The sequence below is a fragment of the Micromonospora sp. NPDC023814 genome (assembly GCF_040639595.1).
GTDB lineage: Bacteria > Actinomycetota > Actinomycetes > Mycobacteriales > Micromonosporaceae > Micromonospora.
The window spans coordinates 1-26,616 of sequence record NZ_JBFAAF010000058.1; the positions used below are offsets into that span (position 1 = coordinate 1).

Sequence of the window (26,616 nt, forward strand, 5' to 3'; positions counted from 1 at the left end):
CCGACCACGGTGTGGATCAACAAACCAGCAGCTCAACCCGCAGATCTACAGAACACCTGACCACGAAAACGTCTCACTTGACTTGACAGGTTCCGAGGCGTACACCGCGCCATCCCTGGCGGGCGCGCTCGCCGGCGACCGCTCCGCCCACCGACCGGTGTTGTCGGCGCGCGAGACCGAGGTGCTGATCCAGTGGTTCCAGTCGCAGTCCAAGGAGTTCGTGGCTCAACGTCTGGGGATTTCGCTGAGCACGGTCAACTCCCATCTGGAGCACATCCGGATCAAGTACGCGATGCGTGGCCGGGCGGCCCCCACCAAGGCAATGCTGGTAGCGCGCGCCATCCAGGATGGGTTGATCCAGCTCGACGATCTGTGATGGTGTGCGTGGTTGGCTTCTGCCCCGGATGGCTGTCGCACGCCTCGCCCGTCCTCGGCGACTACGGTCAGCACCGGGCGTGCGTTCCTGGCCGACGCGCCAACGTCGGCCTTCACCCCGTCACCACAAGCCCGATCGACCAGCATCGCGATCACTACTCATCCGAGACCATACCCATCGGCCCCACGGCCAGCTCCTGCCCCCAGGTGACCTCGGTCGCCATCTGGCACCTCATCCTTGATCGGTCGATCAACCGATATCTGTACAGTCCGATGCCCTTAGTCTCGTCGCCATCCACGCACTACAAAAAACCGCGGATGAGGAGCCGATGATGAGTGAGGAGATTCAGCCCAACTGCTGTGGCAGTGCGACAGACCGACCACCGGCCGGGCTCAGTCGCCGTACGTTGCTGCGCAGTACGACGTTGACCGCCGGTGCCCTCGTTGTTGGTGGTGGGGTCGTCGGTCTTCCCGGGACCGCCCACGCGGCACCAGCGATCTACAACCCGTTCACCGGATACCCGATCACCGGCACCTGGCAGGACCACCTCAACTACGGATCGCTCGGCGGGATCGACTACGGGATGGGGGTCGGCACCGCCTTGCCGGCCTGCGGCGCCGGCACGATCCAGAACATTCCCTACAACGGCACGGGCGGGCACACCGTCACGATTTACCACGCGGACGGCTACCGCAGCCAGTACATGCACCTGTCACAGTTCCTGCTGGCCAACGGGACCGCGGTCGGCGCCGGGACGATCGTCGGGCGGTCGGGTGGTGCCGTCGGCGCCCCCGGGTCGGGCAGCTCCACCGGCCCGCACCTGCACTGGCACATGATCAACCCGAGCGGGGTACGCATCAACCCGCTGACCTACATCAGCCAGAACCCGGGTGGCGGCGGCCTGCCCAAGACGACCACCGAGCAGGACGGCATCCCCGGCCCGATCTTCTACCAGCGGATGCAGAACTGGCTACGGATCACCGCCGGCTACACCGGCCCGATCGACGGCGTACCCGGCGTGAACACGTACGCCGCGCTGCAACGAGCCATGCGCAACTACGGCTACACCGGCCCCATCGACGGCGTGCCGGGGCCGAACACCTGGAAGGCCGTGCAGCGGCTCGCCTCCGGCTGGGGCTACACGGGGCCGATCGACGGGGTGATGGGGCCGAACTCGTGGCGGGGCTTCGCCCGCTTCCTCAACCAGGACCAGTGGGACTAACCTCCCCAGACCACCACCGCCAACCGAGAAACACCCTCGGCAAGAACCCCCGAACCGCAAAGCCAACTCGCTAAACCATGCGGCCCGAGGAGACTCGACCATCCACGGCTGGGCTGCGCCGGCACTGCTACCGCCGGCACAGCCCAGCCACGGCGACCAACAGAGCACCGAGTTTCCAGTGAAGATGTGATGGTCTCACCACTCGGGTCTGACTCCGAGGTGAGGTTCTCACCGCGATGTGGACACCGGGTTATGCCGCGATCTGGTGCAGCGTAGTGGGTGTGAGGGGCTGTTCGTAGTTGGCGGGGCTGAGGTAGCCCAGCGCGGAGTGGCGGCGTTGGTGGTTGTGGAGGCGATCCACCGGAACACGTCGCGGCGGGTGTCGGCGGAGTGGTTGCTGCTGTATTGGGTGCCCCTGTCCGGTGGAAGATCACGTCGTGGCACGGCCGCAGCGGGCGGCGATCGTCGCGTTGAGAGCGTCGATGACCAGGTCGGTGCGCATGTGGGTGTTGATCGACCAGCCGATCAGGCGGCGGGTGGCGATGTCGATGACGGTGGCCAGATATCACCAGCCGGCGCCGACACGCGGGTAGGTGATGTCGTCGCACCATCGCTGGTCGGGCGCGGTAGTGGTGACGTCCCTGCCGATCAGGTCCGGCGCCGGCGGGACGGCCAAGCCCGCCACGCCCAGCGCCTACTCGACCAACTCCACCAGCTCGGCTCCCAAACCACCCTCCAACCCACCGAAGCCACCTGACCTCAACCCTCAACAAGACCGCCCGATTCTCGCGTCAGACAGTCAGGGGTGATCTTCCGTGCTGGGACTCACCGTGCGTGCTTGCCTCAACGCCCAGCGAACAAGAAGTGGGCGGCGGAGCCTGCCAGCGAGCCGGTTGACCTACGACGGCCGCAGGTCGCGGCCGGCCGCACGCAGATGGACGACCAGCGTGTCCACGGGAATGCCCAGCACGCTCGCGAGCAACGTCAGCGGATCGCGGTGGCCCTTGCCCGTGAGGTCCTCATAGATGGCGAGCAGCCCGCGCAGGCGGGCGTCTGCGTCCTCGGGCCGGGGGGAAAGTTCGGCGACCCGCCCTTCCACGTACCGGCGCGCCATGATCTGGAACGCGTTCACGCCGAGCACGACGTCGTCGTCCGGCTCCGGGTGGCGGTTCTGGTCGGTCGGCATGGCGATCCGTCCTTACTCAGGGGGTGGGGGTGGTCGAGGGGGTGGCCGCGCCGATCAACCCGCCGAAGAAGACCATGACCGTGAGCAGGATCATCGGGGCGACGAAGACGTAGCCGAGGACCAGGCCCGCGACGGCCATGCCTCGCCCCGACTTCGCGTTGTTGCGGGTTTCGTGCAGGCCGATGTGGCCAAGAATGACGGCGAGCAGGCACGGCAGCCCGAACAGGCACCAGCCGCCGAGCACGCCGAGGATTCCCAGCACCATCGACGCGGTCGCCGTGCCCGACGTGAGCGGCGGCCGCACGGCCTGGGGATAGCCGCCGGGCTGATAGGGCACGCCGGACACCGGCGGGTACGGTCCCGGGACGCCGAGGACCGGCGGCTGCGGGCGGGTGGGGTCGTGGCCGGGCTGCGGTACGTCATCGTTCGGCTTCCGTTTCTCCGTCGAGTCGGGCGAGCAGGGCGCTCACCTCGGTGTGCAGGCGACGTAGCTCAGCGGCCGTCGGCGCCAGCTCGTAGCAGTGGTGATGGGCGGCGGCCGACAGGGTTGCCCAGGCGAACGCGACGCGGCGGGCGACGCCGACGCCGGGCCCGAGCCGGCCGCGCAGCATCAGCTGCTTCGCCCGGCCCTGCCGGCACTGTGCCACCGCCGGCCTGGTCCGCTGCCAGTAGGCGTCGATACCGCCCTCGAGGGCGAGCCGGATCAGGCACGCGCACGCGCGCGGCCACCAACCGGCGGTTACCGCGGCCCCACCGAGCGCGCCCGCGCCGTGCAGCAACTCCTCGGCCGCCGCCAGGCAGCGCTGCGGCGTCGGCGCGGTCACCGCAGCGCCTCCGCCAGCAGGCGGGCGTCCGCGACGAGGCCCGGCAGGTCCGACAGGTACGTGCCGTGCACGCCCTCCTTGCACGCCTTGTACGCGGCCACCGCCCGCGGCCCGTGCCGGCGGCCCAGATAACCGAGGACGTCGCCGCCCCGGTCGGCGTCGTCGAACAGCGCCAACGCGACCGTGGTGGTCAGCCGCCGGGACGCGCCCACGATGGCCGCCTCGATGTCGTCGTGCCGCACCCCGCGCGCCACCCGCTGCCGCCACACGACCCGATGGCAGGCCGCCTCCAGCGCCGAGCGGCACAGCTCCGCCACCACCGGCCCGCGCACCTCGGCGGCGATCTCCTCGTTGCGCGCCAGCGCATAGGCGTCCTCGAGGTAGCGGCTCACCGGGTCGGAGCCTGGCCGCAGCGTCACCACCGACCGCTCCGCGCGGGTCACCTCGACGATCCGGGCCCTGCCCAGGTCGAGCCGGCCGATCGCGTCGGGCAGCCGGGTGTCGTGGGTGAAGACCACCACCTGCCGCTGTTCGGCCAGCGCGGCGAGCACCCGGGCCAGCCCGTCGACCTTGGCCGGATCCATGCTCTGCACCGGGTCGTCGACGACGATGAACCGGAACGGGCTCTCCGGCGCGCAGCCGCGCGGCAGGAACGTCGCCAACCCGAGGGCGTGCATCTCGCCCTGGCTCATCACCCCGAGCGCGGTGCCGTTGTCGGCGCCGTCCACGCTGACCGGGAACACGACCCGCCGCCGGGTGTTCGCCCCGTCGAGGGCCATCGCGCCCAGCTCGACGTTGCTTTCCTGCCGCAGCTGCGCCCAGATCCGTTGCGAGTGCTCCGCGAACGGCGCCACCCGTTCGTTGCGCAACTGCACCGCGGTGGCCTTCAGCCAGGCCCGCGCCGCCTTCAGCCGGGCCAGCGTCGCCTCCCGTTCGGGCAGGCCGGCCGCGGCGTCGACCCAGCCGCGCAGCTCGGCCGCCGCCCGCCGCCACCCGGTGTCGCGCTGCCGCAGGAACCCCTCGGCGTACGCGCGGGCCGCGTCCGCCGCCGTCACGACGGCCGGGTACCGCGCGGCGAGGTGCGCAGCCAGTTCCGCCGGCTCCCCGGGTACGCGCCGCAGCGCGGCCACCGCCTCGCGCAGCGCGGCCACCGCCTCGCGCAGCGCGTCCAGCGGCGCCTCGCCGGCGTCGCCTTCCGGCACGGCGAGATCCTCGATGAGGTGGTGCGCCTGCCGTAGCAGCGCGGTAAGCCGCGCCGACGCCGACTGGGCGGCGAGACTGCGGTCCCGCAGCCGGGCCAGCGACGCCGCGGCGGCGGTGCGCCAGTCTCCGTCGAGAGCGCCGTCGGCGCAGACCGGGCACGGGCCGTCGCCGGTGTCGTCGTGGTGCTCGACGGCGAGGCGGAGCAGCTCCGCGGTGCGCAGCGCCGCCCGGGACCGGCCGCCGTCGTGCCGTAGTGCCTCGGCGGCAGCCTCACGCAACTGTTCCGCCAGCCGCGTCACCTCCCGCGTCGGTGGCACGGTCAGCTCGACCAGGCGATGGCACCAGCTCACCGGCCCGTCGGCAACGGCCTCGTCCGGTTCGTCGAGGATCGCGGTCAGCGCCGCCAGGTCGACGGGCCTGCGCCCCTTCAGCAGCGCGACGGCCCGCCGGGCCCGGTCGTCGGCGACGCCGGTCAGGCCCTCGGCGAGCGCGGCGCGTCGGGCGCGTACCTCCTTGACGGCCGCGTCGACGGGTCGGGAGGCGGCCATCAGCCGCTGGTCGGCGTCGGTGATCGCCTCCAGGCCGAGGATCGCGGAGATCGCGTCGAACAGCTGGCTCTGGGTGCCGGCGGTGAGCCGCCCCAGCTCGGTGGCGGTGAGGAACGGCCGGTACAGCTCCAGCGGGCGGGCCAACCCCAGCTCCGCCAGGTCGGTGTGCCGCCCACGGTCGCTGGTGACGGTGACCTCCGCGGCGGCCAGCGCCACGCCGAGCGGCCACGACCGGGTCACCGTCACCGGTTTCGCCACACCGTCGACGCGCAACTGCGTCACGATCCAGCACGGGTCGGGGGAGTGCAGGTTGCGCCACCCCGTACGCCAGACGCTGTTGCGGTCGGCCCAGCGGGCGCTGTCGCCGGTCAGCGCCAGCTCGACGGCCTCGGCGAAGCTCGACTTGCCGGAGCCGTTGCGGCCGACCACCAGGGTGAGCCCGGGGCCGGGTTCGATCTCGAGAGTGCGTTCCGGGCCGACGCCGCGGAACCCGGCGACGGTGATCGACGAGAGCCAGATCAACCCGGGCGCGCCGTCGCCGGCCGGGGCGGGCGGGCCGAGGGCGGTCCGCTCGCCGGCGAGGGCGGCGGCCAGGTCGGCGTCGCCGCTGAGCGCGGCGAGCACGACCTCGGCGGTGCCGTCCGGCACGTGGTCGGCGGCCAGCCGATCGAAGATCAGCTCGGCCAGCGGTTCGGTGCGGCGGGTGGGCAGGGCCCGTGTCGCGGGATAGTGCTGACGGGGGATCGGCATTGTCGTCTCCGGGCGCGTGGTCTCCGCGGACCGGCACGATTGCTGGCCCGCACGAGGTGAGCGGTGGGGGAAGGCTGTCGGTCAGAGGTCCAGGCCCGCACCTGCCCAGGGGCAGATCCTGACGGCGGCGGACAAGGTGGTGGTGCCGTGATCTGTGCGAGCCATGCCCGTCTTCCGGGGGTGAGCAGGCTGCCTGTGCGGTCAGCGCGCGACGCTGGTGTGCCAGTCGCGCAGGAAGGCGTCGACGAGGGCGTGCGCCCGGGGACGTACGTCGAAGGGCTCGCCGAGCCGCCGGCGCGCCATGTGGGACAGGCCGTCGGCGGCCTCGTTGAGGGCGTGGCCGCTGTGCCCCTTGACGTGGGCGAAGGACAGATCGGGCCGCCGAGCCACATACTCGGCGAGGCGCACCAGCGTCGGCTGGTCGGCCCAGCGGCGCGGCCGAAGGCTGTAGCCGGCCGGCATGGCGTCGGTCTCGCCGCCCTGCCAACGGTAAGATGGCGCAGGGCGGCCAGGCTGTCCAGCAGCACGGTCATGCCGGCCGGCGCCTCGTCGTACGCGGACAGCAGGAAGTCGACCGCCCGCAGCTCGTTGATCAGGACCCGCGAGGCGCCCGTCGGGTCCAGCCGGCCGGTGCCCCGACCGCGCAGGCCGTAGTGGCCGTCGCTGACGACGTACCCGATGCCGCCGGCACGTCCCTTCCAGCTCGCGTCGGTCGCGGCGACCACGGCCGCGGACGTCTCCGCCCAGCGACCAACCTGGCCGCGACCGCGTTCAGGGCTCGGCTGCGGGCGGTGGACCTCGGCCGGGCGGCCTGCTGTTCCGCCACGTCGAGCAGTTGTCGGGCCGAGCCGAGTTCGTCGTAGTGGGCGGCGGTGAGGGCTAGCCGCACGGCGTCGCCGATCCGCTGGCAGTCCTCGCAGCGGGTGACGCGGGCGTAGGCGCGCAACGCGACGGCGCGGTCGCGCAGGGGGTCGGGCAGCAGGTCCAGGGCGTACAGGAACTCATCGGGACGCACGTCGCCTCCTGACGTCTCGTACGGGAAAGGGTCAGAGCACCTTGATCGCGTCGACCTGGAGCAGGGGCACCGTCGTCTCGCCGCCGATCTGGGTGTCGTAGCTGAAGGCGCTGAGCACGGTGACGTTGGCGCGGAAGATGTCGTCCTCCACCAGGTTGTCGAGGTCCGCCGCCAGCCCGGTGAGCAGCGTGTTCGTCTCGTAGTCGTACTCGTCGGCCATCCGCCGGTGCGCGACGTTCGCCCGGAAGGTGTCGACGCCCGTCGCGGCGTCGAACTGGGTGACCCGGCCGAACACCACGTAGGTCTTGCCGATGTACGCGTCGGGGTTCTTGGCGACGAGCTTCCATTGCCGCTCGCTCAACGTCTTGTAGGACGGCGGCTTCGGCTTGGGCGGGGGAGTGGTCTTCGTCGGCGACGGGGCCGCGCTGGTCGGCGCGGTAGTGGTGGGTACAGCGGTTGTCGGCGCTGCCGTGGTCGGGGCGGCGCTGCTCGCAGCGGGCGACGTCGAACTGTTCGCGCGGGCAGCCGGGCCGGTGTCGTCGCCGGCCGCCGCGCCGATGACGACCCCGGCGGCGAGGGCGGTGACGAGGGCGAGGGCGCCGACGGCCCAGGTCCGGCGGTGGGAACGCTGCGGCGCGGCGGGGGGCCCGAGCGCGACACCGGCCTGCGGGACGGTCTCCGCGCGGGTCGGTACGGCGGCGATAGCCGGCAAGTCCTGCGACGATGCGTACGGCTCCCTCGCCGGCTGGTCGGTCGGCTCTTCGGAGGGCTTCGGGATGGTCGGATCGGTCACGACGGTTCTCCTGTCAACTGCGGTGGCTGTGGGTGGGACGCCGGGGTGGCGAGGGGCGGGCGGACCGCCCGCCCCTGAGACGTCGAGATGTCAGCTCAGGGCGACGGTGACGCCGCCGGAGAACGGCGAGTCGTGCAGCTCGAGCTTGGCGAGCTTGACGTTCTTCGGGATGTCGAAGACCACGACACCCGTGACCTGGTTGCCGGGGTTGATGTCGTTGAGGAACGTCTCGGCGTTCTTGTTGGCGTAGATGGCGGCGCCGGTGTCGGAGGAGTACTCGGTGCCGTCGGCCGCGTACGCCTTCTGGCTGCTGCCGTCGAACATCTGCGCTTCCTTGCCGATGTTCTTGACGTTGATCGTGACCAGGCAGAACTGGCCCTGCGCCTTCTCGCCGAGCACGCTGTCGCCGACCTTGGCGACGCCGCACTTGGACGACTTCACCGTGAACTCGAACTTCCCGTCCCGGGCCGACTGGCCGATCTTCGCGGTCTTCGCCGGCTTGTCCCCGCCCTTGGCGGCACCGTCGCTGCCGCCGGAGCTGCTCGCCTCGTCGCTGCCGCCGGAGCTGCAGCCCAGCGCGACGAGGGCGGTGGCGAGCAGGGCGAGGGTCGTGGTCTTGCGCATCGTTTTCCTCCAACTGTGAACGTGGCGGGGTCAATAGGAGCACCGTCCGACAACTCTGTCAACAGACAATGTGAACCTTGACAGACGTGCGAGACTTCGTACGTGAAGACACCGACCGTGACCGCCGCAGAGATCGCTCGGCTCGCCGGGGTCGGACGCGCCGCAGTCAGCAACTGGCGCAAACGGCACCCCGACTTCCCGGCCCCGGTGGGCGGCACCACGGCCAGCCCGGAGTTCGACCTCATCGAGGTCGAGCAGTGGCTACGCGGCCAGGGCAAGCTTCCGCAGCTGTCCCGCGCCGACCGGCTCTGGCAGCACCTCGCCGCCCCGAAGGAGACCCCCGCAGCCGCGCTGGCCGCCGTTGGCGCCCTGCTGCTGGCCCGCCACCGCGGCGACCGCCCGACGCCCGGCCCCGCCGACGCCCACCTCGCCGCCCTGCTGCCCGACGTCGACGCCCTCGCCGACGAACTCGGCCCCCAGGCCGCCTTCGACGAGTTGTGGCGACGGTTCTCCGCACCCGGCCCCGGCCGCCCCTTCGCCACCCCCGACGTGCTGGCCGACCTGATGGTCGGCCTCGCCGGCGTCGGCGGCGGCTCCGCCCTCGACCCGGCCGCCGGCACCGGCGCCATCCTGCGGGCCGCCGCCCGCGCCGGCTGCACCTCGGCGTACGGGCAGGAACTCGACCACGACCTCGCCCGGCTCGCCGGGCTGTCGCTCGCCCTGCGCGAGGTGCCCGGCGAGGTGTGCCCCGGGGACTCGCTGCGCGCCGACGCGTTCGCCGGCCGCACCGTCGACGCGGTCGTCTGCCACCCACCGTTCGGCGCCACCAACTGGGGCGACGCGGAACTCGGCTACGACCCCCGCTGGGAGTACGGCGTCCCACCCCGCACCGAACCCGAGCTGGCCTGGGTGCAGCACGCTCTGGCGCACCTGCGGCCCGGCGGGCACGCCGTACTGCTCATGCCGCCGACCGTGGCCGGACGCCGCGCCGGCCGGCGGATCCGGGCCGAGCTGCTGCGCCGAGGTGCGCTGCGCGCCGTCGTCGCACTGCCCAGCGGCGTGGCCGCGCCACACGGCGTACCCCTGCACCTGTGGGTGCTGCGGCGGCCCGCCGCCGACGCGCCCGCACCGGCGCGGGCGCTGCTGGTCGACGCCGCCGAGGGCGACCTCGCGGAGCTGTCCGCGCGGGTGCTCACCGCCTGGCGGGCCTTCGCCGCCGCGCCCGACGTCGAGGCCGACGAGGTCCGGTTCGCCCGGGCGGTGCCGGTCATCGAGCTGCTCGACGAGGACGTCGACCTCACCCCCGCGCGCCGGCAACCCGCCGTCGGGGTCGAGCGGACCGGCGAGCACCTGGTACGCACCAGGGAACGGCTCGCCGCGATCGTCGGCGACCTGCCCGCGCTGATGCCCCAGGTCACGCCCACACCTGACGGGGCAGCACCGCTCACGACGTCGGTCGCCGAGCTGATTCGCAGCGGCGCACTCCACCTGCTCGGCCCGGTCCGGGTGTCCGCCTCGACCCCGGTGACCAGCTCGGCGCCGGTGCTCACCGTGCCCGACGTGCTGGCCGGCGTCGACGCCACAGGCCAAGTCGACGAGCGGCTCGGCCAGGAGATCCCGCTCGCCGTCGGGGACGTGGTGGTGCCGATGATCGCCCGTACGCTCACCGCCCGCGTCATCACCGCGGAAGGTGCGCTGCTGGGGCGCAACTTGCACCTGCTACGCCCCAACCCGGCCGCGCTGGACCCGTGGTTCCTGGCCGGGCAACTGCGGACGTCGGCCAACGAGAAGCAGGCGTCGAGCCTGTCGGGGACGCTGCGGTTCGACATCCGACGGGCACAGGTGCGGCGGCTGCCGCTGGACGAGCAGCGGGCGCACGGGGAGGCGTTCCGGCGGCTGAATGCGTTCGAGTCGGCCATCCGACAGGCGGCGTCGCTGGGAGCCGAACTCGTCCAGCTCACCGCCGACGGCCTGGCCCAGGGCAGTGTCCGTCCGCACGGCGGATGAAGCTTGCGGTGCGGAAGAACCGACGTTCGGCGGCTGGCATCGTGCTCGTTCATCGTTGTACGGTCGTGCGTCCGCCGGGCGTGGGGCCGGCGGCGGGCGCATCGGCGCAGGTGGGTGCCACCACGTGGGGGGTCTGATGGCGCTGGAGAGAGTCGGCGGGTACGAAGTGGTGCGGCCGCTCGGATCGGGCGGGATGGGCACGGTGTACTTTGCCGTCTCGCCCACCGCCGACCGGGTCGCGCTCAAGGTGATCAAGAAGGAGTTGTTGTCGGACCCGACGATCCGCGAGCGGTTCGCCGGCGAGGTGGGCAGCCTGAAGCTGGTGTTCGGGTCCCGGGTGGCCCGCTTGGAGGACGCCGACCCCACCGGTGATCCGGCATGGCTGGCGGTCGAGTACGTGCCCGGTGCCACGCTGCGCCAGCATGTCGACGCGAAGGGGCCGCTGTCGCTGCCGATGGCCGCGATGGTGGGGGCGATGCTCGCCGACGGCTTGACCAAGGTGCACCAGGCCGGGCTCCTGCACCGTGACCTCAAGCCGCAGAACATCATCCTGGGCCCGGACGGCCCCAAGCTGATCGACTTCGGCCTGGCGGTGCTGATGGACCGCGAGCACTACGTGACCGACGCCGGTGTGCTGGTCGGCACGCCCGCCTACATGTCCCCTGAGCAGGTTCGCGGGGAGCGGGATCTGACATCGGCGGTCGACATCTACGGTTTGGCGGCCACTCTGGTCTTCGCGCTCACCGGTCACGGGCTCTATCCGCCGACCAACTCCTGGAACCTGCTGCTGCGGATCACCGAGCCGACCGATCTGCCCGATCTCTCCCGGGTGCCGGACGAGTTGGTGCAGTTGCTCGGCGCCATGCTGGCGCACGATCCGACGGCTCGGCCCGGGCTCGACGACGTCCGCGCCCGACTGCTGGCCGTCGCCACCGAGAGCGGCGGCAAGACCGCCCTCGACCTGCGCCGGGACGTCGCCGCCCTCACCTACGACGCGGGCACGGAACTGCTGGTCCCGCCGGACCTGGTCGATCCGCAGCAGGACCCGGAGGGGTTGCCGGTCGTCGACGAGGCGAGCACCGTGCAAGCACCCGAGACGGCGCCGACGAAGGTCGACCCCGAGCGCCCGGCGCCCCCACCCACCGATGTGAGCTGGCTGGTCGAGAAGCTTCGCCGCCAGTACGCCCGCCGCTCGACCCTGTAGGAAGGCTCCACCCGATGACCACCTCCCAGGCCGCGACCTTCGCCCCGGGCTCCCGCATCGTCGTCCGCGACGAGGAGTGGCTGATCCGCAGCGTCAAGACCGGCACCGCCGACGGCACCATGATCAAGGCGGTCGGGGTGTCCGAGTTCGTGCAGGACGTCGAGGCGACCTTCTTCACCGCACTCGAGGACATCACGCCGCTGGTGCCCGAGGAGACGGAACTCGTCCAGGACACGTCGTCGCGGTTCCGCCAGAGCCGGCTGTTCCTGGAGGCCGTGCTGCGGCGTACTCCGCTGCCGCGCACCGAGAAGGGCCTGGCCCTGGCCGACCGGTTCCTGCTCGACCCGCTGACCTACCAGCAGCGCCCCGTCGAGCTGGCGCTGTCCGGCCTGCGTCCACGGATCCTGCTCGCCGACGTGGTCGGCCTGGGCAAGACCCTGGAGATCGGGCTGATCCTCGCCGAGCTGATCCGCCGAGGCCGAGGTGACCGCATCCTGGTGGTCTCGCCGCAGCAGGTACTGGAACAGTTCCAGCGCGAGCTGTGGACCCGCTTCGCGATCCCGCTGGTGCGGCTCGACTCGACCGGCATCCAGCGCATCCAGCAGGAGATCCCGGCCGGGCGCAACCCCTTCACCCACTTCAAGCGGGCCATCATCTCCGTCGACACGCTCAAGGACGCCGGCCAGTTCGGCCACCACCTGGACGCCACGACGTGGGACGTCGTCGTCATCGACGAGTCGCACAACCTCATCAACCGGGGCACCCAGCGCAACGAGCTGGCCCGCCGCCTGGCTGCGAAGACCGACGCACTGCTGTTGGCCAGCGCCACCCCGCACAACGGTGACAAGGAGTCCTTCGCGCAGCTGATCTCGCTGCTCGATCCGGCGGCCATCGCCAACGAGAAGGACTACCAGGCCAAGGACATCGCGCACCTCTACCTTCGCCGCACCAAGATCAGCCCGGAGGTACGCGACCAGATAGGCGACCGCTGGGCCGACCGCGGCCCGTCGCAGGCGGTGCACTGCGCGGCCGGCCCGATCGAGGAGCAGATCTTCGACGAGCTGACCGACGTGTGGCTGGCCGGCAAGTGGACGGACGAGGCGATCACCGGGCAGCACCGGCTCTTCCCGTACACGCTGTTGAAGTCCTTCCTCTCCTCGCACCGGGCATTGCACGAAACGGTGAAGGCCAGGCAGAAGAAGGCCACCGGCACCGAGCGGGCGGCGCTGGACCGGCTCGCGGAGCTGACCTCTGCGATGACCGACCGGGACTCCAGCAAGCTCAATGGGCTGGTCGACGAGCTGAAGAAGATCGGCGTCGGGAAGAACAGCGACATCCGGGCGGTGGTCTTCTCCGAGCGGGTCCCCACCATCAAGTGGCTGGCCGAGGTTGTCCCCGGGCTGCTGGGGCTCAAGCCGAACCAGATCCGGGTGCTGCACGGCGGCGTCGCCGACAAGGACGAGCAGACGATCCTCCAGGAGTTCGAGTTGGCCGGCAGCGACGTCCGGTTGCTCTTCACCGGTGACGTCGCCTCGGAGGGTGTCAACCTGCACCAGCAGTGCCACCACCTGATTCACTACGACATCCCGTGGAGCCTGATCCGGATCGAGCAGCGCAACGGCCGCGTCGACCGGTACGGGCAGAAACACCAGCCGCAATTCCGCGCGCTCATCCTCACCTCGGAACGTGAGGACGCCAAGGACGACCGGACGGTCGCCGAGAAGCTGCTCGACCGGGAGGAGACCGCCCACCGCAGCCTCGGCAGCGTCGAGGCGGCGACCGGTCTCTACGACGCCAAGGCCGAGGAGGACCGGCTGGTCCGTGACCTGCTCGCGGGCAAGACGGTGGAGGAGTCGTACGCGGAGGCCCACGAGGAGATCGACGTCATGGCCGACCTCTTCGGCGACGTCGGCACCGCACCGGTCACCGCCGACGTGCCCCAAGCGCGAGTGCCGAAGCTCTTCGACTCCACCCGCGACTTCGTCGACGCCGCCCTGTACGAGATCTACGAGGACCGGCCCGAGGACCACATCGACCTGCGCCGGGAGGACGAGCTGCTGACCTTCCTCGCCCCCGACGACCTGGTGCACCGGCTCACCGACCTGCCCCGCTCCTACCTGCGCGCCCACCGCGAGGGTGAGGACCTGCGGCTGAAGGTCACCTTCGACCGGCCGCTCGCGCAACGCAAGCTCGACCAGGCCCGGCAGAGCAAGACCCCGATGTGGCCGGACATCGCCTTCCTCAGCGACGTGCACCCGATGGTCGACTGGCTGGTCGACAAGGTGCTGATCCGGCTCGGTCGCCAGCAGGCGCCGGTGCTCACCGCCGACGTGACCGCGCCGACGTTCCTGATCCAGGGCGTCTACGCCAACCGCCTCGGCCAGCCCACGGTCGTGCAGTGGATGGCCGTCGCCGGCCTGCCCGCGTCGCCGACGATCCGGCCCATGGACGAGGTGCTGCGGGAGGCCGACGTCGGCCCGGCCATGGTCAACCGCGCCGAGACCATCGCGATCGCCCCGCTGAAGGAGCTGCTGCCGGCGGCCGTCGACGTGGCCCGGCGGTACCTCGAAGGCAAACGTGACGAGTGGGCCGAGGCCAACGCCGAACCGCTGCGCCGGTACCGGGAGCAGTTGACGACCTTCCAGCAGGCCAGTCTCTTCGACGAGCTGCCCGGCCCGCACCGGGAGAAGCGACGCCAACGCGTCGACGCCACCGTCGCCGAGCAGCACGACCTGCTCGACCGCCTGGAAACCGCCGGCGACCCGCTGCTGCGGGTCCTCGCCGTCCTCGTACCGTCGCAGGAGAGTGCCGCATGAGTTTCGAGTCGCTGACCAACCGCGGCGAGTACCTCTCCGCCCACTACCTCGCCGAGATCCTGCCCACCACCCTCAAGGGCGGCCTGCTCAAGCAGTGGGCCGAGCGGGAGAAGAGTGGCGAGCAGACGCCGCGCACCCGGTTGCGCCGGATGCGCCGGCCCTTCTTCGACGCCAAGACCGAGCTGACCGACGCGGAATTCTTCGACCCGGAGCGGCTGCGCAAGCACCACCGGGACGTGCTGGAGGCGCTCGGCTTCCACCCGCAGCCGCAGACCGTCACCGTCGAGCGGAACGGCCAGGAGTACGAGGTCCGCGTCGCCCACGCCGAACTGGACGCCGCGCACGGGGTCGTCGCGCTGGACTGTGGTTGGGCGGTCGACACCGAGGCGGCCCAGGACCCGGACGGCGCCGGTCGCCTGCTCGACCCGCTCACCCTGTCGAGCACCGAGACCATCGAGACGGGCGCCAAGCTCGCCTCCCTGCTGTTCGCCGCCGACAGCCCGAAGCCCCGCTACGTGCTGATCCTCAGCGGTGGCGTCGTCACCCTCGCCGACCGCACCGTGTGGGGCGAGGGCCGCTACCTGGCCGTCAGCTTGGACACCGCGTACGCCCGCAACGACGACAGGGAACTCGACGTCGTCGCCGCCCTCTTCGGCGCCGACTCGCTGCGCCCACCCGCCGAGGGTGGCACCGAACCCCTCGCCGACCTGGTCGCCGGCTCCCGCCAGCACGCCGTCGGGGTGTCCAGTGAACTCCGCGAGGGACTGAAGGTCTCCGTCGAACTCATCGCCAACGAGGTCCTCGACCAGATCCGGCGGGCCGGCTACCAGCCGCAGCAGGTGATGGCCCTGGACGAGCTGGCCAAGGAACTGGGCCGGGAGGCCCTGCGCTACCTGTACCGGATCCTGTTCCTGCTCTACGCCGAGGCGCGCCCCGAACTGGGCGTGCTGCCGGTCAACGACCCGCAGTACGTCGAGGGCTACAGCCTCGCCCGCCTCGGTGACCTCGTGTCCCGGCGGATGGCCCCCTCGGCGGGGGGCAGCTACCACCTGTACGAGTCGCTGGACCTGCTGTTCCGCATGGTCAACGACGGGCACCGGCCGCGCGGCGGCGCGGCGGTCGAGGAGAAGGCCAGCGAGGGGGAGGGGCTGCGCTTCGAGCCCATGAAGTCGGACCTGTTCCTGCCGGAGAAGACCAAGCTCATCGGCCGGCTCATCCCCGAGCCGGACGCCGATGACATGGACGACGCCGACGCGCCGAAGATCGACACCCGGCTGCGCAACAAGGTCCTCTACGAGGTGCTGCGCCGGCTCATGCTCACCAAGGGCGGCAAGAAGCGCCGCGGCGGCTTCATCTCGTACGCCCAGCTCGGCATCAACCAGCTCGGCGCGGTGTACGAGGGCCTGATGTCGTACACCGGTTTCGTCGCCACCGAGCAGCTCTACGAGGTCGCCAAGAACGGTGACCCGAAGGACGGCTCGTGGATGATCCCGGCGTCCAAGGCCGACGAGTACGACGACAACGTCTTCGTCTACAAGGAGGACGCGTACACGGGCGTGCGCAGTCGGGTCAGCTACCAGCCCGGCCAGTTCGTCTACCGGCTCGCCGGCCGGGACCGGCAGACCAGCGCCTCCTACTACACCCCGCAGTCGCTTACCGAGGTCACCGTCCAGCTCGCCCTCAAGTACCGCCTCGACCAGGACGGCACGACCACCCCGGCCCGGGAGCTGCTGGACTGGACGATCTGCGAGCCGGCGCTCGGCTCCGGCGCGTTCCTCAACGAGGCGATCAACCAGGTCGCCGCCGAATACCTGCGCCGCCGCCAGAAGGAACGCGAGGTCACCCTCGACCCGGAGCAGTACCACCTCGAACTCCAGCGGGTGAAGGCGTACATCGCCCTGCACAACAGCTACGGCGTCGACCTCAACCGCACCGCCGTCGAGCTGGCCGAGGTGTCGCTCTGGCTCAACGTCATGCACGCCGGCCTCCAGGCCCCCTGGTTCGGCCTGCACCTCCAACGCGGCAACTCCCTGATCGGCTGCGGACGCAAGACCTACGAGCCGAAGCAGCTCGCCGACAAGTCCTGGCTCACCACCGCGCCGAAGGAACAACCGTTCCGGGACGGGCCGATCGACGAGGGCACCATCCACCACTTCCTGCTCCCGGCCGACGGGTGGGGCGCGGTCGCGGGGGAGAAGGAGGCCCGCGAGCTGGCGCCGGCCGAGACCGCCCGGTTGAAAGCCTGGCGTATGGCGATGAAGCGCACGCCGTCCGCCAAGGGCAAGAACCCGCAGGTCAAGCGGTTGCAGGCGCTCGCGCGACGCGTGGAGTTCCTGTGGGGGCTGGTGCAGCAGCGCCTCGCCATCTCCGAGCAGGAGATCCGCCGCGACATCCGGGTCTGGGGTGCCGACGACCTGCCGCCGGTCACCGAGGCGGTGCCCCGGGACGAAATCCTCGCCGACCTGACCGCGCCGGGCACCCCGTACTGGCGGCTCAAGACGCTGATGGACGTCTGGTGCGCGCTGTGGTTCTGGCCGCTGGACAAGGTCGGGCTCCTCGACGGCTCCGACCCGGCCTATCCGGCCGCGCCCGTCCAGGTCTCGCACGTCAAGGACGAGCCGGCGTACGAGGAACCGCCGGTCTACGAGACTCAGGACCTCTACGGCAACGTACAGCCGCAGCAGATGAAAATGCCGACGAAGGCGGCCGGCACACGGCGGACGACGGTGGCGGAACAGCTCCGCCAGCAGGTGCCGCTGTCCAACCTGGACGACTGGCTGACCTTCGCTGAAGCACTCATCGGCCGACGTGACTTGGACGAGGACACCGCGCGGTTCTACGACCGAAAATTCACGACCCTAAGCGAGATAAGCGAGTTCGAGGGAAAACTTGACGGGGTCATCGGCGTTGACTCACCTTGGACCCTCTCCGACCGCTTCCCCTGGCTCCTCGCGGCCCACCAGATCGCCGAGCAGCAGGGCTTCTTCCACTGGGAACTGAACTTTGCCCAAGCGTTCGCCAAGGGCGGCTTCGACCTCCAAATTGGTAATCCACCATGGGTGAGGCCGGACTGGAGAGAAGACCTCGTGCTAGCCGAGCGCGAGCCGTGGTTTCGCTTGGAAGAGCGCCCTTTGGTGGAGGTATGGCATGCCCGCAAATCGCTGCTCGTTCAACAAGAGCTCGTGCGTCGAGATTTTCTGCGTGAACTAACCATCAATGTGGGCCTAGTTAATTTCTTTGGTAGTGCCGCCACTTATCCCTTGCTCCACGGGACGCGTCCTGATCTTTATCGCGCTTTCATGTTGCAGGTGTGGTCGCATCTTGGGCTGCAGGGAATCTCAGGGCTCATACACCCAGACACCCACTTTGGTGGGCCCAAGGAGGGTCGTCTGCGTGGAGCCGCCTATAAGCATCTCCGGCTCCATGCTCACTTCATCAACAAAAAGAAGATATTCCCAGAAATTAGCGACAATGCGACGTTTGGCCTGCATGTTAGCGGCAGTAAGGGGCAGGTCGGATTCGACAATCTAAGCTGGCTGTTCGAGGCTAGGACCGTTCTTGAATCCATGGTTCATGATGGCGCGGGTCCGGTTCCAGGTTATCGTCACCTGCATGCCTGGGATGCAAGACCCCACAAGTCGCGAGTCATTAGAATCGATTCAGAGGTTCTTTCGACATGGCAGCGCCTGCGGGGTGTCTCTAATGCTGCAGTCGACGAGACGCCCTTGCTCTATCCCATTACTACCTACGAGGACAACGCGATCCGTGCTCTGGCGTCCTTTGCTACAAGGATCGGCGACAGCGACTTGGCAATCAGTGGCGGGTACAACGAAGCCAATGGTAAGAGGGCCGGCATAATTCAGTGGCATGAAGGAAGGCCAAATTCCTTGAGTGCCTTGGTGATTCAAGGGCCGCACCTCGGCGTAGCCAATCCCTTCGCTAAGGAACCGAGGGTGCCCTGTAGGAGCAACAATGACTGGGTTGCTCTGGATTTACAGAACGTGTCCTCGGATTTCGTGGCGGGCGCGAACTATATTGTCGCCAGCCCGGAAGCTAGCAGCAGTGCTGGCGGGACGGCATGGGGTGGCGTTCGCGACGTGGACCGATATCGGATTGCGTGGCGAGAGATGATTGCATTCAATGGTGAGCGTTCGTTGTTCGCTGCGATGATTCCCCCAGGTCCTTCCCATGTGAACGCGGTTCGTAGTGCTGCATTCCTGAATGATCGTGCCACTGTCCTCTTGTCTGGATTCTTCGCTGCGCTCCCTCTCGACTATTTGCTGCGGATTACGGCGCGTGGCCATCTTGATGTCTCAGACGTAGCGGCCTTACCGATGCCCGACCCCGCGCATCCTTTGGCGGCGGCGGTAATCGCGCGTGCCCTCCGCCTCAATTGTCTGACCCGCGCCTATGCGCCTCTCTGGGATGGGGTATTTGATCAAAAGTGCATTTCGGAGCGATGGGCTGTGGACTGGCCCGTTCTGTCTCCTCTCGGCGGGATTGAAACAACTTGGAATTTTCATTCACCTCTCAGGAGTGAATTCGCACGACGGGCTTGTCTCGTTGAGATCGACGTTCTCACCTCTTTGTGGTTGGGCATGGGGGTTGACGAGCTAGTTGCAATCCTTCGCTCGCGCTACCCGATCCTTGTCGAACGCGAGGACCAAATGTGGTTCGATGGTAATGGGCGTAGGATCGCGGCCGAGTCATTCGCTTTCGGTTTCGGGCAGAAAAAGGAGAATTATGATCAGTTGATGGCGTACCTCGACGATCCAGTGCGGAATCCGGTGCCGGTGGGGTACGTAGCGCCGTTCTACAAGGCGGATCGGGAGAACGAGTATCGGCAGGCGCATGCCGTGTTCAGTAAGCGGCTTCAGGATGCGATCGACGCGGGCTGGCAGCCGTCGTAGCCCACTATCCCTCTATGATTGGCAAGGATTGATGAACGGCAAGGGTCTCGATCTGGGTGGGTGCCTCATCGCGCTGTTCGTCCTGATGGTGCTGCTCGGGTGTCTTTTCTGGACCACCGAGAAGCTATTTGGCAGCGCTGGGGAGCCTGTGGGCTACGCCGTCATGGCGCTCATTGCACTCGCCGTCATCCGTCGCTTCTGGCAGAGTGTGAACAAGTAAACTCCGGGAAACGGCAGGGCGCGGAGCTGTTCTTTGCGGTTGCATATCGGAGTCTGCTTCAGACGCGGGAGCGCGCCCCTGTGGTTGCTCGGGCGCGCTCCCTTGCGACGCGGGGGTCAGACCCAACGCTTTGTCGCCCGGACGAACCTTGCCCAAGCGGCGGGGGAGAAGGTGAGGGCGGGGCCAGCCGGGTCCTTGCTGTCGCGTACGGCTACGAGTCCCGGCAGGTTGTCGGCGACCTCCACGCAGTCGCCGCCGTTGCTGCCGCTGCGGGTGCTCTTGCGCCACTGGGCGCCAGCCAAGTCAGCCACGGTGGACCTCCACGATGATCTTGTTGATGAGCTGCCTCGATTGTGCCTCATCGAGCGTCAGGTCATCGAGGCTCGCCCACACCTGTTCGTAGGCTGCGTACTCCTCCGGCCGATCCAGGTAGAGCGCCCCGGTCCATGACTCGCAGTAGACCACAGACGGCTCGGTGGTGGTCCGCTTGGCGGGTGGGAAGTCGAGAATGACGAAGGTCCCCGCCTCCGCGCCTCGATGGATCCCGGCGGTCAACGGAAGCACCCGGACAGAGACGTTGGGTAGCTCCCCGACCTCCAGCAGGTGACGAAGCTGGCCGACCATGGTCGCTGCATCGCCGACCGTGCGGAGCAGCGCTGCCTCGGCCAGGATCACCTCTAGTTTGGGTGCCCGGGGCAGCCTCCGGTGAAGAAGAGTCTGCCGTTGTAGGCGTACCTCGACCAGGCGCTCACGCTCTTCTTCTGTCACCTCGTGTCGATGCTGATAGACGGCCAAGGCGTAGGCGCGCGATTGGAGCATTCCAGGGATCAGTGCTTCGTCGAAGCGGCGGATAAAGGACGCGGCGGATTCCAGGCCGACGTACAGCTCGAACCAGTCGGGGATGGCGTCGCCGTACGAGTGCCACCAGCCCTTGGCCTTGGTCTCGTTGGCCAGGGCGGTGAGCGCGCCGGTCAGCTCGGCGGTCGCCCCGTACAGCTCACACATGGCCTTGGCGTCGACGGCGCGTACCGCGCCGAGGCCGGTCTCGATGCGCCACATCTTCTGCCGGCTGCACTGCAGCGCTTCCGCCGCGCCGTCGAGGGTCATCCGGGCCTCGGTGCGCAGCTCGCGCAGCGCCCGCCCGAGCTGCCGTCGCGGCACTGTCGATCCCATGTCGTCGGCCATCCGCCACCCCTCTCCGTGTTGCACGGTGTTACATCTTGACGCCATCGCTGAAACGTGGAACCGTTGCCATTCGGCGATTCTCCGGCGGCTCCACCGCATCAATAGCGATACGCGTCTGACCATACAAGACCGTCCCGACAACAGTCATGTACGCGCAATTCCCATGCGACGATTGTCGGCGTACCAATGGGCGTCCTGCATGTTTTTCGGGTCGGCCGGAGCCGGCGGTCGGGATGGGGGAGTCGGGTCAGCCGGCCAGCGGGCTGAAGCTGTGGCCGTCGAGCACGTTGATCAGCTCGTCGTCGCGGTGCACCTCGTGGCCGCGCCGCCGCAGCTCGGCCACCGGCTCCGCCTGCGGCGAGCTGGCGGCCAGCGGCCGCCGGCTGCCGCCCGAACAGTTACGTGGCGTCGGCCTCAGGGCCGGCGTCTTCCCGGTAGCTGGCCAATGCGGCCGGCAGCGGCAGCCCATACTTGTCGCACAGGAATCGGGTCTGGCAGTACCGCTGAGCGTCGGCGGCCACGCTGCCGAGCACTGCGGAATTCATCCCGGCACCGATGAGGACACCCACGAATGGCACGACCTTGGCGACGTTCTGCACTGGAACCTTGGCACCGGCCGGACCCGTGTGCTGCAGCAGCTTCTCAATAGCGGCCACGAGGCGATGGTCCGCGCGGAGCTTGTCTGACCATCTCACACGTCCCTTGATCGCGCTGGCGGCTCGTGCGGTCTCGCGTAGCGGCCCCACCTTGGCTGCCTGTGCCATGAAGGACCGGTGTACCAGGCGTTCGATGAAGAGCTGCTCGGCGGGATCTTTAGCGTCGTAGCCGTAGGAGTACGCGATGCGCGACGCGATCGACGCGCTCAGGACCTGAATGACGAGGATGTCCGCGGTAATCGCGGCGGGAATCCCGGCGACGGGGACCATGGCGAGCAGACCCATGGCGCCACCCTCGACCGCGCCGGCGGTCCGCCACTTCAGTGTGTTGCGGGTCAGGAGCCGGTCGCACACCCTGAGGTCCTGCTGCCGCAGCTCAGCGAAACTGCCGAGTTCGAGGCCACGCTTGCGCGCGACCTTTTCGACGCCTCTCGGGTCATTGAGCTCCAGGGCCCAGGCGTTGACCAGTTCCAGTAACGCTGCCGCGGCTTCGGCCGCCGGTCGCAGGGCCATGCTGGCAACCGCGTCGCTCCCGCGACGGACCGGCTCCTTGATCGCCTCCGGTACAGCCCTGCTGGCCCGGCTCGCGGCTTGTCGCGCGACGTCACCGGAGCGATCGAGCGCAGCGCTCGCCCAGTTCGGGAGACTACGGCGGTTGTTGCGGCGCTGCCAGTGCTCGTTGAGCCTGTCCCACACCTGCCCTTCGTACGCGCTCATCGGGGTTGTGCCGTCGACGAGCGGGTCGGTGACAGTACTCATCGAGGTTCTCCATTCGACTGCGATGACTGGGACATGATGGCACTGTCGGGTGACACGTGGGTGTCCCGTTGCTGCCCGTAGTCGCACCGGTTTCCGAGAGCGGGCCGACGACATCGGCGCACTTCTGCTGACCCGAGGCGAGCCTCGCTACAGCAGGGCGCTCAACTGTCGATCACGCGTAGATAGACCGTGCCGCTGGTGGCATCCAGGGAGACGGTGCCGTTGTAGTGCGTGGTCCGCACGTCCTCGGTGTACCGCTCACTGATCCGCCAGTCACCGGCGTAGGGCAGGAACGGGCGCAACTCGGCGCTCAGCAGTGCGTCCCGATTGGGCGGTGCCGGCTGCCATTCGTACGCCTTGATGGTTGTAGCGGGCGTGTCGGGTGGCAGCACGACCAGCGCCTCGATGCGCGTGTCGGTCGGGCCCGGGACGCGGTTGTTGTCAATGCCGGCCGTGGACACCCTGCCAGTGGCCCTCGAGAAATCGCCCAGACGCGGAAAGCGCTTGGCGATCGGTTCGCGATCGGTCCTCACCGTGGCCGGGCTCACGCTGGTGTCACCCTTGCTCGCAGTCGTCCCGCCCGTGGGTCGGGAAACCGCGCCAAGATCATGCTCGCCTCGTGCCAGCAGCGGTTCGCCTCCTCGACCTGACCACTCTCGGCCAGTGCAGTCGCCAGGTGATCCAGGGCCAGCGCGAGCTGCCAGCCGTCACCGAGCTGCCGGTGGACCGCGGCGGCCCGCCGGTGGAAGGCGACCGACTCCTCCGGCCGCCCCAACCCCCGGTACGTCGCGCCGGTCTCGTCCAGCGCCATCGCCTCCCGGCTCCGGTCACCCAGCCGGCGCTGAATAGTAGCCGCCCGATGTGCCGCCTCCAGCGCTGCGTCCGGCCGGCCCAGGGCGCGCTGCACCCGGGCGTACTCGACCAACCAGTGCGCCAACCACACCGGGCTGCCATCCTCGGCGATCGCGAGCGCCGCCTCGATCGCGGCCAGCGCCTCGCCGGTACGGCCAAGCTCGCGCAGTGTCATGCTGAGGAAGAACAGCGAGTTGCCCTCCTGCCCCCGGTCGTCGATGGCCCGTTGCACCGCCAACGCCTGCTCCAACAGCGGCACCGCCTCGGCCAGGTCACCCAACTCGTACCGGGTCTCCGCGAGATTGCTCAACAGCAGCGCCCGCCACCGCCGGTCATCGCGACGGGTGAAGATCGCCAGGCTCTCGCCGAAGTACCCGAGCGCATCGGCGAGCCGCCGATGCCGCAGGGCCAGCAGCCCCCAGTGCGTTGATCGACACCCCCGTGCCATGCTCGTCGCCGATCTCCCGCCGGATCGCCAGGGCAGCCTGGTGGTGCTCCTCTGCCTCCACCAATTGGCGAGCCTGGAAGTGCGCCTTCCCGAGACTCTCCAGCGCCTCGGCTTCCGCCCGCCGATCGCCGAGCGACCGCGCCGCTGCCAGACCGATCCGGCCGGTGGCGAACCATGCGTCGAAGACGTTGCGGTGCATGAAGACGCTACGCAGCAGGACCGCCAGGTGCCAGGCCACCCGGGGCGAGCCGGTCTCGGCGGCGGCGCGGGTGGCGGCGACGAGATTGTCCTGCTCAACCGTGAACCAGGTGTCGGCCTCGCCGGCCGTGGCGAAAGTCAGCGGTGTGAGGTCGGGTGGTGGGTCCAGCGGGACCGTCCGGTAGAACGGCAGGGTACGGCCCAGCGCGGCGTCTGCCGTGTGCAGGTAGAAGCGGACGACCCGGCTCAGCGCCGCCCGGCGGCTCTCCTCACTTTCCAGATGCCTCGCCTGATCCACCGCGTACGCGCGCAACAGGTCGTGCAGTTGGTAGCGGCCTGGCGCACTCTCCTCCAGCAGGTGGGCGCGCACCAACGCGTCGAGTGGCTGCCGGACCTGCCCGACCGGCACGCCGGCGAGCGCGGCGGCGGCCGGCACGCCGACATCCGGGCCGGGATGCAGGCCGAGCAGCCGGAAGAGCCGGGCCGCCGAGGTGTCCAGCGCCCGATAGGACCAGGCGAAGACCGTGCGTACGGCGTCGGCCTCCTCGCCCTCCTCCGCGGTGAGGGCGTCCCAGAGCGCCGACTCGTCCCGCAGGTCCTGGATCAGCTCGCCCAGCGGCATGAACGGTCGGCTCGCCGCCCGTTCGGCCGCGATGCGCAGCGCCAGCGGCAGCCGCGCGCACAGCCGGGCCAGTTCGGCCAACTCCTGCGGATCGTCGCCGCTGCGGTAGTCCGCGGTCACGTCCCGCAGCAGCGTCACCGCGTCGTCCTCGGACAACATCCGCAGCGTCAGGCGGCGGCCACCGTCGCGACTGACGAGACCGGACAGCAAGCTCCGGCTGGTGACGATTACCAGGCAACTGCTTGTGCCCGGCAGCAGCGGACGTACCTGCCGGACGGTGGCGGCGTTGTCCAGCAGCACCAGGACCCGCCGGTCGGCCAGCCGGGAGCGGTACAGCGCAGCGCGATCCTCCAGATCGGCGGGGACTGCGGACGGCGGCACTCCGAGCGCCCGCAGGAACCGGTCGAGCACCTGCTCCGGTCGGCTGGGCTGCCCCGGGTCGTAGCCTCGGAGGTTCGCGTGCAGCTGCCCGTCGGGAAACCGCTCGCGTACGGCGTGCGCCCACCGCAGAGCCAGCGCGGTCTTGCCCACGCCGGCTGTGCCGCAGATGACGATGAGGGTGGCGCGGACGGCCTCGTCGACGAGAAGGCGGTTCAGCGAGCCCAGCTCCTCGACCCGGTTGACGAAGCCGGGTACGTCGCCGGGCAGCTGGCGGGGCGGCGGATGGGCGGGGGAGGAACCTCCAGAGTGGAAGTGGACCCCGCCGTACACGTCGCGGGCCTGCACGAGGTCGGCGGATCCGGACACCGTGGACCGGTTGACCTGCTCCGGTCGACGGTCGTCGTCACTGCCGACCATCGGTCAGTCCAGGTGCGGAGGCTCCAGTGGTGCCACCGCGCGCGCGAAGTACTCGTCCAGGGGTTCACCATCGTGGTAGAGCGACTCGATGAACTCCTGACACCCGGCCACCACCGCCGGGTCGCGCCAGCGCCGGGCGGCTTCCAGCACGCCGTTGGCGTCGTAGACCGCCTCGTACATCACGTCGGTGCCGAGGGTGTAGATCTCCGGCAGCGGCCCGCCCATCTCCGCTCCGGCGATCCGGTCCGGCCCCACGACCCGGGTCAGGCCGCCGTACACGTGCCGCAACCGCAGCACGTGCAGCTCCCACTGCAGGTACGGAGTAAGCGGCTCTTGGACCACGCGTACGCGCCGCGTGGCGAACCCGCTGTCGGCGATGCGTCGGTAGTAGCCCTCGAACTCGGGACGTCGCGCTTCCAGGATCCGCAGCGAGTCCTGCCACCGGCCGCCGGCGAACGCCTGCCAGCCCTCGTCATTCGGCTCCTGGAACGTCTGCTGCCGTTCCAGCTTCCAGAACCCTGGCGGCCCGGTCTTCCAGAACCGCTGCTCGAAATCGGCCCAGTAGGCGTCGAGGGCCAGCAGTTCACCAGGGTCTCCGCCGAGGAGTTCACGCATCAGGGATGTCCACCTTCGCCGCGATCATGGTCGATCGAGGGATGATGATAAGCCGTTCGCCGGGATCCACGGAGACTCCGTCGGGAAGCTGATCTCGGTAGCTGTCGGTCAGATCCTGCCCGATCACCGCCACATCGCCGTTGCTGAGCTCCCAGATGTCGGGGCAACTGCCGTCTCCGGAGGTGTTGCCCAGCTCGTGCGACGACTTGCCCCAGCGGCGACTGAGCTGGGCGGAGGGGTCCGCTTCCCACCGGCGTGCGCTCACGACAACCTCCTGTGGAGTAGTGGCTTAGCTGCGGATAGTAACATCGAGCTAGCTGAATCGATGTGGATCTGGTCGGATGCCGACGGTCGTGGCGAAACTGGAGGTGCGTAGTGGACGACCCGCTCATGCTCACGGCGGCGACCACGCTTGTCGCCTGGGCGACCACCAATCTCGCCGAGGGCGCCCGGTCGGCCGTGACTGACCTGACCGAGTTCCTCCGGCGTCGCTTTCGCGGCGAGGCCGCCGTGCAGGGACTGGTCGAAGTCGGCCGGCACCCACCCGCACCGGACACCGCTCGTCGTCTCGCCACCCTCCTCGAGCAGGAGGCGGAGCGCGACCCCGCCTTCGATGCGGAGTTCCGCGCCCGCTACGCCCAGGTCCGGGCCGTCGTGGCGAACCACGCGGGCAACGTGACGAACACCGTGTCCGGCGATGTCGCCGGGCCCGTCGTACAGGCCCGTGACGTTCACGGAGGAATCTCGTTCGGGGGTTGACGCGCGGGAAGAATCTGCCCGCTCGG

24 protein-coding genes and 1 pseudogene are annotated in these 26,616 nt (G+C 69.5%); 8 read left to right on the forward strand and 17 right to left on the reverse strand.

What is annotated here, in order from left to right; translation table 11 throughout:
* Positions 1-376 (forward strand): helix-turn-helix transcriptional regulator (locus tag AB0G14_RS25795; RefSeq protein WP_357701553.1); only part of this gene is annotated, 376 nt, incomplete at its 5' end.
* Positions 377-707: 331 nt separating this feature from the next.
* Positions 708-1,598 (forward strand): peptidoglycan DD-metalloendopeptidase family protein, encoded by an 891-nt coding sequence (locus AB0G14_RS25800; protein ID WP_357701555.1) that lies wholly within the window; start codon positions 708-710, stop codon positions 1,596-1,598.
* A 472-nt stretch (positions 1,599-2,070) separates the two neighbouring features.
* On the opposite strand, the pseudogene AB0G14_RS25805 reads toward AB0G14_RS25800, so the two are convergent.
* The 9 genes and pseudogenes from AB0G14_RS25805 to AB0G14_RS25845 all read right to left on the reverse strand — a co-directional run.
* Positions 2,071-2,256, reverse strand: a pseudogene (locus AB0G14_RS25805) (DDE-type integrase/transposase/recombinase); the annotation flags it as partial.
* Positions 2,257-2,496: 240 nt separating this feature from the next.
* The gene (locus tag AB0G14_RS25810; RefSeq protein ID WP_357701557.1) at positions 2,497-2,784 is read right to left on the reverse strand and encodes a hypothetical protein; all 288 of its coding nucleotides are present in this window, start codon (positions 2,782-2,784) and stop codon (positions 2,497-2,499) included.
* A 16-nt stretch (positions 2,785-2,800) separates the two neighbouring features.
* Positions 2,801-3,121: a DUF4190 domain-containing protein gene (locus AB0G14_RS25815; protein WP_357701559.1), complete on the reverse strand. Its 321-nt coding sequence runs from the start codon at positions 3,119-3,121 to the stop codon at positions 2,801-2,803.
* An 82-nt stretch (positions 3,122-3,203) separates the two neighbouring features.
* Entirely contained in the window at positions 3,204-3,608 is a 405-nt protein-coding gene (locus AB0G14_RS25820) for a hypothetical protein (RefSeq protein ID WP_357701561.1), read from the reverse strand.
* Positions 3,605-6,109 carry an AAA family ATPase gene (locus tag AB0G14_RS25825; protein WP_357701563.1) on the reverse strand — a complete coding sequence of 835 codons (2,505 nt, stop codon included), beginning with the start codon at positions 6,107-6,109 and terminating at the stop codon, positions 3,605-3,607. Before AB0G14_RS25825 ends, AB0G14_RS25820 begins: the two co-directional genes overlap by 4 nt.
* 201 nt (positions 6,110-6,310) lie before the next feature.
* Entirely contained in the window at positions 6,311-6,571 is a 261-nt protein-coding gene (locus AB0G14_RS25830; protein WP_357701565.1) for a hypothetical protein, read from the reverse strand.
* A gap of 130 nt (positions 6,572-6,701) precedes the next feature.
* Entirely contained in the window at positions 6,702-7,124 is a 423-nt protein-coding gene (locus tag AB0G14_RS25835; protein ID WP_357701567.1) for a hypothetical protein, read from the reverse strand.
* A gap of 31 nt (positions 7,125-7,155) precedes the next feature.
* Positions 7,156-7,917: a hypothetical protein gene (locus AB0G14_RS25840; RefSeq protein ID WP_357701569.1), complete on the reverse strand. Its 762-nt coding sequence runs from the start codon at positions 7,915-7,917 to the stop codon at positions 7,156-7,158.
* Positions 7,918-8,007: 90 nt separating this feature from the next.
* Entirely contained in the window at positions 8,008-8,541 is a 534-nt protein-coding gene (locus AB0G14_RS25845) for a DUF4352 domain-containing protein (protein WP_357701571.1), read from the reverse strand.
* A gap of 102 nt (positions 8,542-8,643) precedes the next feature.
* Between AB0G14_RS25845 and AB0G14_RS25850 the strand changes: the two genes are divergently transcribed.
* The 5 genes from AB0G14_RS25850 to AB0G14_RS25870 all read left to right on the forward strand — a co-directional run bounded on the left by AB0G14_RS25850 (position 8,644) and on the right by AB0G14_RS25870 (position 19,698).
* A complete protein-coding gene (locus tag AB0G14_RS25850) occupies positions 8,644-10,548 on the forward strand; it encodes an N-6 DNA methylase (protein WP_357701573.1) in 1,905 nt (634 codons plus the stop codon).
* A gap of 136 nt (positions 10,549-10,684) precedes the next feature.
* Positions 10,685-11,752, forward strand: coding sequence for a serine/threonine-protein kinase (locus AB0G14_RS25855; protein WP_357701575.1), 1,068 nt, complete (start codon positions 10,685-10,687; stop codon positions 11,750-11,752).
* A gap of 14 nt (positions 11,753-11,766) precedes the next feature.
* Positions 11,767-14,568 carry a helicase-related protein gene (locus AB0G14_RS25860; RefSeq protein ID WP_357701577.1) on the forward strand — a complete coding sequence of 934 codons (2,802 nt, stop codon included), beginning with the start codon at positions 11,767-11,769 and terminating at the stop codon, positions 14,566-14,568.
* On the forward strand, positions 14,565-19,478 hold the full coding sequence (locus AB0G14_RS25865) for a class I SAM-dependent DNA methyltransferase (RefSeq protein WP_357701579.1): 4,914 nt from the start codon (positions 14,565-14,567) through the stop codon (positions 19,476-19,478). The genes AB0G14_RS25860 and AB0G14_RS25865 overlap by 4 nt, the downstream gene beginning before the upstream one ends.
* A gap of 31 nt (positions 19,479-19,509) precedes the next feature.
* Entirely contained in the window at positions 19,510-19,698 is a 189-nt protein-coding gene (locus tag AB0G14_RS25870) for a hypothetical protein (RefSeq protein ID WP_357701581.1), read from the forward strand.
* 116 nt (positions 19,699-19,814) lie between these two features.
* Here the strand turns inward: AB0G14_RS25870 and AB0G14_RS25875 are convergent, their stop codons facing one another.
* The 8 genes from AB0G14_RS25875 to AB0G14_RS25910 form a co-directional block, all read right to left on the reverse strand.
* Positions 19,815-20,009 carry a DUF397 domain-containing protein gene (locus AB0G14_RS25875; protein WP_357701583.1) on the reverse strand — a complete coding sequence of 65 codons (195 nt, stop codon included), beginning with the start codon at positions 20,007-20,009 and terminating at the stop codon, positions 19,815-19,817.
* Positions 20,002-20,883, reverse strand: coding sequence for a helix-turn-helix transcriptional regulator (locus tag AB0G14_RS25880; protein ID WP_357701633.1), 882 nt, complete (start codon positions 20,881-20,883; stop codon positions 20,002-20,004). The genes AB0G14_RS25875 and AB0G14_RS25880 overlap by 8 nt, the downstream gene beginning before the upstream one ends.
* Positions 20,884-21,281: 398 nt before the next feature.
* Positions 21,282-22,298: an EcsC family protein gene (locus AB0G14_RS25885; RefSeq protein WP_357701585.1), complete on the reverse strand. Its 1,017-nt coding sequence runs from the start codon at positions 22,296-22,298 to the stop codon at positions 21,282-21,284.
* Positions 22,299-22,459: 161 nt separating this feature from the next.
* The gene (locus AB0G14_RS25890; protein ID WP_357701587.1) at positions 22,460-22,846 is read right to left on the reverse strand and encodes a hypothetical protein; all 387 of its coding nucleotides are present in this window, start codon (positions 22,844-22,846) and stop codon (positions 22,460-22,462) included.
* Positions 22,843-23,598 carry a tetratricopeptide repeat protein gene (locus AB0G14_RS25895; RefSeq protein ID WP_357701589.1) on the reverse strand — a complete coding sequence of 252 codons (756 nt, stop codon included), beginning with the start codon at positions 23,596-23,598 and terminating at the stop codon, positions 22,843-22,845. The genes AB0G14_RS25890 and AB0G14_RS25895 overlap by 4 nt, the downstream gene beginning before the upstream one ends.
* A complete protein-coding gene (locus AB0G14_RS25900) occupies positions 23,483-25,216 on the reverse strand; it encodes an NB-ARC domain-containing protein (RefSeq protein ID WP_357701591.1) in 1,734 nt (577 codons plus the stop codon). The genes AB0G14_RS25895 and AB0G14_RS25900 overlap by 116 nt, the downstream gene beginning before the upstream one ends.
* Positions 25,217-25,219: 3 nt before the next feature.
* Positions 25,220-25,831, reverse strand: coding sequence for a DUF6879 family protein (locus AB0G14_RS25905; RefSeq protein WP_357701593.1), 612 nt, complete (start codon positions 25,829-25,831; stop codon positions 25,220-25,222).
* A complete protein-coding gene (locus AB0G14_RS25910) occupies positions 25,824-26,096 on the reverse strand; it encodes a hypothetical protein (protein WP_250100268.1) in 273 nt (90 codons plus the stop codon). Before AB0G14_RS25910 ends, AB0G14_RS25905 begins: the two co-directional genes overlap by 8 nt.
* 110 nt (positions 26,097-26,206) lie before the next feature.
* Between AB0G14_RS25910 and AB0G14_RS25915 the strand changes: the two genes are divergently transcribed.
* Positions 26,207-26,590, forward strand: coding sequence for a hypothetical protein (locus AB0G14_RS25915; RefSeq protein ID WP_357701595.1), 384 nt, complete (start codon positions 26,207-26,209; stop codon positions 26,588-26,590).
* Positions 26,591-26,616: the final 26 nt, after the last annotated feature.

What these genes read in the sequence shown, in the direction of transcription:
- AB0G14_RS25800 (WP_357701555.1), top strand. Translation starts at nt 708, where the DNA reads ATGAGTGAGGAGATTCAGCCCAACTGCTGTGGCAGTGCGACAGACCGA.
- AB0G14_RS25810 (WP_357701557.1), bottom strand. Translation starts at nt 2,784, where the DNA reads ATGCCGACCGACCAGAACCGCCACCCGGAGCCGGACGACGACGTCGTG.
- AB0G14_RS25825 (WP_357701563.1), bottom strand. Translation starts at nt 6,109, where the DNA reads ATGCCGATCCCCCGTCAGCACTATCCCGCGACACGGGCCCTGCCCACC.
- AB0G14_RS25830 (WP_357701565.1), bottom strand. Translation starts at nt 6,571, where the DNA reads ATGCCGGCCGGCTACAGCCTTCGGCCGCGCCGCTGGGCCGACCAGCCG.
- AB0G14_RS25845 (WP_357701571.1), bottom strand. Translation starts at nt 8,541, where the DNA reads ATGCGCAAGACCACGACCCTCGCCCTGCTCGCCACCGCCCTCGTCGCG.
- AB0G14_RS25855 (WP_357701575.1), top strand. Translation starts at nt 10,685, where the DNA reads ATGGCGCTGGAGAGAGTCGGCGGGTACGAAGTGGTGCGGCCGCTCGGA.
- AB0G14_RS25860 (WP_357701577.1), top strand. Translation starts at nt 11,767, where the DNA reads ATGACCACCTCCCAGGCCGCGACCTTCGCCCCGGGCTCCCGCATCGTC.
- AB0G14_RS25865 (WP_357701579.1), top strand. Translation starts at nt 14,565, where the DNA reads ATGAGTTTCGAGTCGCTGACCAACCGCGGCGAGTACCTCTCCGCCCAC.
- AB0G14_RS25870 (WP_357701581.1), top strand. Translation starts at nt 19,510, where the DNA reads ATGAACGGCAAGGGTCTCGATCTGGGTGGGTGCCTCATCGCGCTGTTC.
- AB0G14_RS25880 (WP_357701633.1), bottom strand. Translation starts at nt 20,883, where the DNA reads ATGGCCGACGACATGGGATCGACAGTGCCGCGACGGCAGCTCGGGCGG.
- AB0G14_RS25885 (WP_357701585.1), bottom strand. Translation starts at nt 22,298, where the DNA reads ATGAGTACTGTCACCGACCCGCTCGTCGACGGCACAACCCCGATGAGC.
- AB0G14_RS25895 (WP_357701589.1), bottom strand. Translation starts at nt 23,598, where the DNA reads ATGGCACGGGGGTGTCGATCAACGCACTGGGGGCTGCTGGCCCTGCGG.
- AB0G14_RS25900 (WP_357701591.1), bottom strand. Translation starts at nt 25,216, where the DNA reads ATGGTCGGCAGTGACGACGACCGTCGACCGGAGCAGGTCAACCGGTCC.
- AB0G14_RS25905 (WP_357701593.1), bottom strand. Translation starts at nt 25,831, where the DNA reads ATGCGTGAACTCCTCGGCGGAGACCCTGGTGAACTGCTGGCCCTCGAC.